This is a genomic window from Acidithiobacillus sp. (genome assembly GCF_023255755.1).
Taxonomy (GTDB): Bacteria; Pseudomonadota; Gammaproteobacteria; order Acidithiobacillales; family Acidithiobacillaceae; genus Acidithiobacillus.
Genome location: NZ_JAGDVS010000050.1, coordinates 1 through 6,538 on the forward strand (window position 1 = coordinate 1; position 6,538 = coordinate 6,538).

At 58.2% G+C, this 6,538-nt stretch carries 7 protein-coding genes and 2 pseudogenes; 5 read left to right on the plus strand and 4 right to left on the minus strand.

What is annotated here, in order from left to right; all coding sequences use genetic code 11:
• The 3 genes and pseudogenes from Q0C48_RS03565 to fghA all read left to right on the plus strand — a co-directional run.
• Window positions 1-434 (plus strand): annotated as a pseudogene (locus Q0C48_RS03565) (hypothetical protein); the annotation flags it as partial.
• A gap of 2 nt (window positions 435-436) precedes the next feature.
• Window positions 437-1,546, plus strand: a complete 1,110-nt coding sequence (locus Q0C48_RS03570) for an S-(hydroxymethyl)glutathione dehydrogenase/class III alcohol dehydrogenase (protein WP_257482102.1) — start codon at window positions 437-439, stop codon at window positions 1,544-1,546.
• Window positions 1,546-2,400: an S-formylglutathione hydrolase gene (gene fghA, locus Q0C48_RS03575; protein WP_291521626.1), complete on the plus strand. Its 855-nt coding sequence runs from the start codon at window positions 1,546-1,548 to the stop codon at window positions 2,398-2,400. Before Q0C48_RS03570 ends, fghA begins: the two co-directional genes overlap by 1 nt.
• A gap of 24 nt (window positions 2,401-2,424) precedes the next feature.
• On the opposite strand, the gene Q0C48_RS03580 is transcribed toward fghA, so the two are convergent.
• The 4 genes and pseudogenes from Q0C48_RS03580 to Q0C48_RS03600 form a co-directional block, all read right to left on the minus strand.
• Window positions 2,425-3,387: a CysB family HTH-type transcriptional regulator gene (locus tag Q0C48_RS03580; RefSeq protein WP_291521628.1), complete on the minus strand. Its 963-nt coding sequence runs from the start codon at window positions 3,385-3,387 to the stop codon at window positions 2,425-2,427.
• 10 nt (window positions 3,388-3,397) lie between these two features.
• Entirely contained in the window at window positions 3,398-3,526 is a 129-nt protein-coding gene (locus Q0C48_RS03585) for a helix-turn-helix domain-containing protein (RefSeq protein WP_291521630.1), read from the minus strand.
• A gap of 29 nt (window positions 3,527-3,555) precedes the next feature.
• A pseudogene (locus Q0C48_RS14640) lies at window positions 3,556-3,896 on the minus strand (sigma 54-interacting transcriptional regulator).
• The gene (locus Q0C48_RS03600; RefSeq protein ID WP_291521639.1) at window positions 3,815-3,994 is read right to left on the minus strand and encodes a hypothetical protein; all 180 of its coding nucleotides are present in this window, start codon (window positions 3,992-3,994) and stop codon (window positions 3,815-3,817) included. Before Q0C48_RS03600 ends, Q0C48_RS14640 begins: the two are co-directional and overlap by 82 nt.
• A 175-nt stretch (window positions 3,995-4,169) precedes the next feature.
• Between Q0C48_RS03600 and Q0C48_RS03605 the strand changes: the two genes are divergently transcribed.
• Entirely contained in the window at window positions 4,170-4,325 is a 156-nt protein-coding gene (locus tag Q0C48_RS03605; protein ID WP_291521635.1) for a hypothetical protein, read from the plus strand.
• A gap of 49 nt (window positions 4,326-4,374) precedes the next feature.
• A partial coding sequence (gene hypF / locus Q0C48_RS03610; RefSeq protein ID WP_291521637.1) for a carbamoyltransferase HypF occupies window positions 4,375-6,538 on the plus strand: 2,164 nt, incomplete at its 3' end.

The window sequence follows — 6,538 nt, forward strand, 5'->3', positions numbered from 1 at the left end:
CCTTCCAATCGGCTCCCTACATTTTACTGGAAATGGGGAGTTTTTCGAACTTCCCCTTACATTGTCATTGCGCCCATAACCCGGTGCTTGTGGAGGTGAAGTCGCAACTGGCCGCACAATCACGCGTGCGGTTGCACCAGGTGCTGGAAGCCCAAAGGCGCCAAGTTTGCGGTGGTGGGTGTCGTGCCGAGAGCTTCGGTTACGGTGCTGGAAAATTTGGTCGTATTGAAAATAAAGATCACGTGTTTTATGGTCTGGACTTCGTTCACTCCGAACTGTCTCCGGAGAAGGGCTGGGCGGCCCCCGAATTCGCAAGGCGTTCTCAAGGAAGCCTGATTACATCACAGATCCGCCCCATGGTGTGTCCGGCCGGGAAGGCGGCGAGCACCGGAGGCGGAGTTTCAGCAGAAATTACCCTTACCAGGAGTCTATAGTCATGGATGTTCGTGCAGCAGTCGCCTTTGAGGCGGGTAAACCACTGGTCATTGAAACCGTGCAACTGGATGGCCCCAAGGAGGGTGAGGTGCTGGTGGAGCTTAAAGCCACCGGCATTTGCCACACCGACCATTTTACCCTTTCCGGCGCAGACCCTGAGGGCCTGTTCCCGTGCATTCTCGGCCATGAAGGCGCCGGGATAGTCGTCGACATTGGGCCGGGTGTAAAGAGTCTCAAAAAGGGCGACCACGTCATTCCTTTGTATACCCCCGAATGTCGCGAGTGCGAGTATTGTCTTTCGCGCAAGACCAATCTCTGTCAGAAGATTCGGACGACCCAGGGGAAGGGACTGATGCCCGACGGGACGACGCGCTTTTCGTTCAAAGGCAAGCCGTTGTTCCATTACATGGGCTGCTCGACCTTCGCCAATTATACCGTGATGCCGGAAATCGCCCTTGCCAAAATCCGGGAAGATGCCCCTTTCGACACGACCTGCTACATCGGCTGCGGGGTAACCACGGGTATTGGCGCCGTGGTGTTTACGGCAAAGGTGGAGCCCGGCGCCAACGTGGTGGTTTTTGGACTGGGCGGCATCGGCCTGAATGTGATTCAGGGCGCCAAGCTGGTGGGCGCCAACATGATCATCGGGGTGGATTTAAATCCGGCCCGGGAGGCCATAGCCCGGAAGTTCGGTATGACGCACTTCGTCAATCCGAAGGAGATAGAAGGCGACCTCGTGTCCCATCTGGTCGAACTGACCCATGGTGGTGCGGATTACAGCTTCGAGTGCATCGGTAATGTGAAGGTCATGCGCCAGGCGCTGGAGTGCTGTCATAAAGGCTGGGGTGTTTCCTGCATCATCGGCGTTGCTGGTGCCGGCCAGGAGATATCGACTCGTCCCTTCCAGTTGGTTACCGGGCGGCGATGGATCGGCAGTGCGTTCGGCGGCGCGCGCGGGCGTACCGACGTTCCGAAAATTGTCGACTGGTATATGGACAAGAAGATCAACATCGACGACCTTATCACCCATCGTCTCAAACTGGAAGACATCAACGAAGGGTTCCATCTTCTGGAAACGGGGGAGTCTATTCGCAGTGTGGTGGTGTATTGATGGCTTCGTTAGAAACACGGGAAGAGCATAGCTGCTTTGGCGGGCGTATGGGTTATTACACCCATGCGTCCAGTGCCACCGGAATACCCATGAATTTCGCGGTGTACCAGCCGCCCCAGGCGTTGGGCGGTGCCCGGGTCCCGGTCGTATATTATCTGGCGGGATTATCCTGCACCGAAGAAACGTTCATGATAAAAGCCGGCGCACTGCGTCTGGCCGCCGAACTGGGGCTGATGCTGGTCGCCTGCGATACCAGTCCCCGCGGATTGAACATCCCCGGTGATTCGGACAGCTGGGACTTCGGCGTGGGGGCGGGGTTTTATCTAAACGCAAGAATGCCGCCCTGGACCCGGAACTACCGGATGGGCAGTTATGTAGATCATGAGTTGCCAACCTTCATTGAAGAACATTTCCCGGCATCTCCCGAACGCCGGGGTATTTTCGGGCACTCCATGGGCGGTCATGGGGCGCTGGTGCTCGCTTTGCGCAACCCGGAACATTGGCACTCGGTATCGGCATTTTCGCCCGTCTGTAACCCCAGCACTGTGCCCTGGGGAGAAAAGGCTTTCGGGAATTATCTGGGGCCTGATCGTGAGCAATGGCAGGAATGGGATGCCAGCATGCTGATGCGCCAGCGTCCCTACCCCGGCGGGATACTGGTGGATCAGGGAGAAGCGGATCCTTTCCTTGCGGCGCAACTGAAACCGGAGACTCTGGAGGCCGCCGCAGAGGCTTCCGGGCAACAACTCCGTCTGCGACGGCACCCGGGTTATGATCATTCCTACTGGTTTATCCAGACTTATATAGCCGACCATCTGCGGTACCACGCCCTGAAGCTGGGTTGTGCCGACTAAGATTTTCCGCCTTGCGGATTTGAATTATGAACTGAAGGGCAACGGCAATAAGGCCCTGGAAGCACCTGTGGAATCCAGGGCCTTATCCACCGTGCTACGATCGAGGTGCGGCGCATATAACTCTATGAAGGTGTAGAGATACCCGCGTAAATACGTTCCCTGCCTTAACGCCAGGTAAGCGATACTGGGTTCGAACAGGTGACTCGCATCAATCACCTCCAGCCTTATATCCCGTGCAGGGTCATAAGCCATTTTGGCGACAATGCCTATACCCAGCCCCAGTTCCACGTATGCCTTGATGACATCAGAGTCTATGGCGGAAAGTACAATGTTGGGGGACAAGCCGTGATCTGCAAAGGTTTTGTCGATCAGGGAACGCCCCGCAAAGGCCTGGTCATAGGTTACTATCGGATAGGCGGCAACCGCTTCCAGCGTCAGCGGCTGGCTTTGCAGCAGCGGATGGCCGGTGGGTGTGATAACGGCGCGATTCCACTGATAGCAGGGCAGGGCGACAAGACCCGCGTAGGAATTTAATGACTCCGTTGCGATAGCCACGTCTGCCTCTCCCGCTGCAAGCATCTCCGCGATCTGGGTAGGATTGCCCTGGCGCAGGCGCAACTGAACTCCTGGGTAGCGTTCCGTAAAGGTTTTTATCGCCCTGGGCAAGCTGTATCGGGCTTGGGTATGGGTGGTGGCGATCACAAATTCGCCACAATCTCCCTGGGAAAACTCCTGTCCCACTTTTCGGATATTTTCGATATCACCGACTATCCGTTGTGCAAAAGTGAATATCTGCTCACCTGCCGGGGTCATTCCGGTTATGCGTTTTCCTTTGCGCACAAAAAGCGCCACATTGATCTCATCTTCCAGGAGTTGAATCTGTTTGCTTACCCCGGGTTGAGAGGTGTACAGGCTGTCGGCCGCGGCCGACGCATTGAAGTTCTGGCGTACTACCGCGCAGATGAAACGAAGTTGTTGCAGGTTCATGGTCGGTCGCTCATCCGGGCTGGTTGGTGAGTATGGCGTACTGTTTGATTTTGTTGGCCAGGCCCACCAGGAAGAAGCCGAGTGCCTCGGCGGCACGGTGTTGATCGCCGTGGAAACGCTTCAGCGCGGAGATGATCATGCCACGCTCCATACTTTCCATATGTCCCTCTAAATGCGCTCTCTTCCATTCATACAATTATACAAATCCTGCCAGAAATTGGCCTGCTCCACCAGTTGGTCGAGCGGTACATTGGTGATGGCGATGATCTGCATATCGGAATAATGCGTTTTATCGCTGCCGAGCGGTTTCGCTTCGCCGGATGCAGAAAGCGGAGTAAATTGGCCTGCAGGGAGACAGACATGTCTTCTACTTCAACCAGCAGGACCGTATCGCCATCCGCCGCGGAGAATAGGCCGAGACGATCGCTCAGCGCCCCGGTATAAGCGCCGCGACTATATGGGTGCTGGCGAGGGCCAGTGCCTCGCCGCCGCTGGAGATGATGATGCATTCATAGTGCGTGGACAGCGTCCAGCTCAAGTTGCGGGCTTCCTGCTTGTCCGTCAGGGCGAACAAAATGGCTGGAACCGCGCGCGGGCTTGCTTCCATGTGTACCTCGGTGTGAAAGGGAGGTTCCACAAAGTATATTAACTTTCTTTGCAATGATACAAACTACTCTGGCTTGCTATGCGCTAACATGACACTTATTTAACATTATGATTGTTTCGCAACATTTCTGCTTAAGGTTTTGCATGGTGCCCATAAGACCATTTTAGAGGAGGTCATGACGGTGGCGAGCGTGCTTTGGCTTCAGGTAGGGGGCTGTTCTGGAAGTATCATGTTTTTTCTCCATGCGGAGGAGCCGGGCGCCTGCGACCTAGTGACGGATTTTGGTATCGGCGCTGTCCCTACGGGCTTTCTGCTGCGGGACGAATCATGATTATTGCCGACTCGGGTAACAATCGCGTGCTGCTTTGGGACCGGCGGTCATGAATTCCCCCGCGGACCGGGTCGCAACCCTAGGCGAGGAAGTCCGGGTGCGCGGACTGGTTCAGGGCGTTGGTTTCCGTCCTGCGGTTTGGCGCATTGCCCGCGACTGCGGGTTGTCCGGTGATGTGTGCAACGATGGGGAAGGGGTGCTGATCCGGATCTGGGGGCCTGCAACAGAGCGGGATCGATTTCTGACTCGCCTGCGCGACGAACCCCCCCCGCTTGCGCGTATCGACGAGATGGTCCGCGGATATTTGCACGAAGATCCTCCTGAGGGACTTTTCGGGATCAGCGCCAGCCGGTCCGGCCATGTGCATACGGGGGTGGTACCAGACGCCGCTACCTGTCCTGCCTGCCTGCAGGAGATTTTTGACCCCTTCAACCGGCATTATCGCTACCCTTTCACTAATTGCACGCACTGTGGTCCGCGTTTCTCGATCCTCGAAGACATCCCCTACGATCGCGCCCATACCTCCATGGGCGCCTTTCCGCTCTGCAGGGATTGCCGCGCGGAATACGGAAGTCCGGAAGACCGGCGCTTCCACGCGCAACCGGTGGCCTGCCATGCCTGCGGCCCGAAGGCCCGGCTCATCCGGCTGGATGGCCACGCGTTCAGTGCCGATCGATATACCCAACTGGACGCGGTGGACGCGGCGACCAACCTCCTCAAGCGCGGGGAGATCGTGCTCATCAAAGGGCTCGGCGGCTTCCATCTTGCTTGCGATGCCACGAATGAAAGTGCGGTGTCCGCCTTGCGCCTGCGCAAACACCGCTCCCATAAGCCATTGGCGTTGATGGCCAGGGATCTGGACGTCCTGCGTCGCTATGCGCAAGTGAGTCGCGCAGAGGAGAAGTTGCTGCAATCCCATCGGGCGCCCATCGTGCTGCTGAATCGCCTGAAAAACGATTCCCTGGCAGCCGGTATTGCACCGGGGATGCGCCGACTTGGTTTTATGCTGCCTTATACCCCCCTGCATCATCTCCTGCTGCGCCGGATGGACCGGCCGATCGTACTGACGAGCGGTAATCTCTCGGACGCGCCACAGGTTATTGACGACACGGCCGCCGTCCGAACCCTGCGGGGGGTGACCGACTGGATGCTGACCCATGACCGGGCCATCATCAATCGCGTCGATGATTCCGTGGTGCAGATGGCGGGGAATGAGGCCATGATCCTGCGCCGGGGGCGGGGCTATGCGCCGGAATCGTTGCCACTGCCCGCGGGTTTCGGGGCGTCACCGGACCTGCTGGCGCTAGGCGGGGAACTCAAGAACACTTTCTGTTTGATCAAGGACGGACAAGCCATCCTTTCCCAGCACATGGGCGATCTCGAACAGGCAGCGGTCTGGGACGACACTGTCCGGAATCTGGCCCTCTACGCCCGGCTCTTCCAGCATGTGCCCGAGGCCGTCGTGGTGGATCGCCATCCCGAATATCTGTCGCGCAAGTGGGGGATGGAGATGGCGGAGGAAGGCGATCTCCCCCTGATTTCCGTGCAACACCACCACGCCCATATTGCCGCGGTCATGGCGGAACACGGCCTGCCGCTGGAGCATCCGCCGGTCATCGCCCTGGCTCTGGACGGCATGGGTCTGGGCGATGGGGGCGCTTTGTGGGGTTGTGAGTGTTTGCAGGTGCATTACCGAGAAATCCGTCACCTGGGCGGGTTGCGGCCCTCCGCCCTGCCGGGAGGCGGCCTCGCGATGCGCGAACCGTGGCGTAATGCCTTTGTGCAGCTTGCGGATACCTTCGGCTGGTCCGTGGCACGCCAACAATTCGCTGATCTGGCCATCATGCAGTACCTGTCCGAAAAGCCGGTAGCGCAGTTGCTGCACATGCTGGATAGGAATGTCGGCGTGCCGCTTTGCAGTTCCGCCGGGCGGCTTTTTGACGCCGTCAGCGCGGTCTGTGGCCTGTGCATGGACCGGGTGAGTTATGAAGGGCAGGCGGCCATGCTGCTGGAGGCCTGCGTCGATCCGGATATCATCGAGGACGCCGCTGAACCGGGCTACCCTTTTGGCATCGTCGAAAGCGAAAAGGGCTTCATTCAGATGGATCCGCGGACCCTGTGGCAGCCCCTGCTGGGCGATCTCCAGGGCGGGGTTCCGGTGGCGACCGTTGCCGCGCGCTTCCACAAAGGCTTCGCCGCTGGCTTGGCGCAAT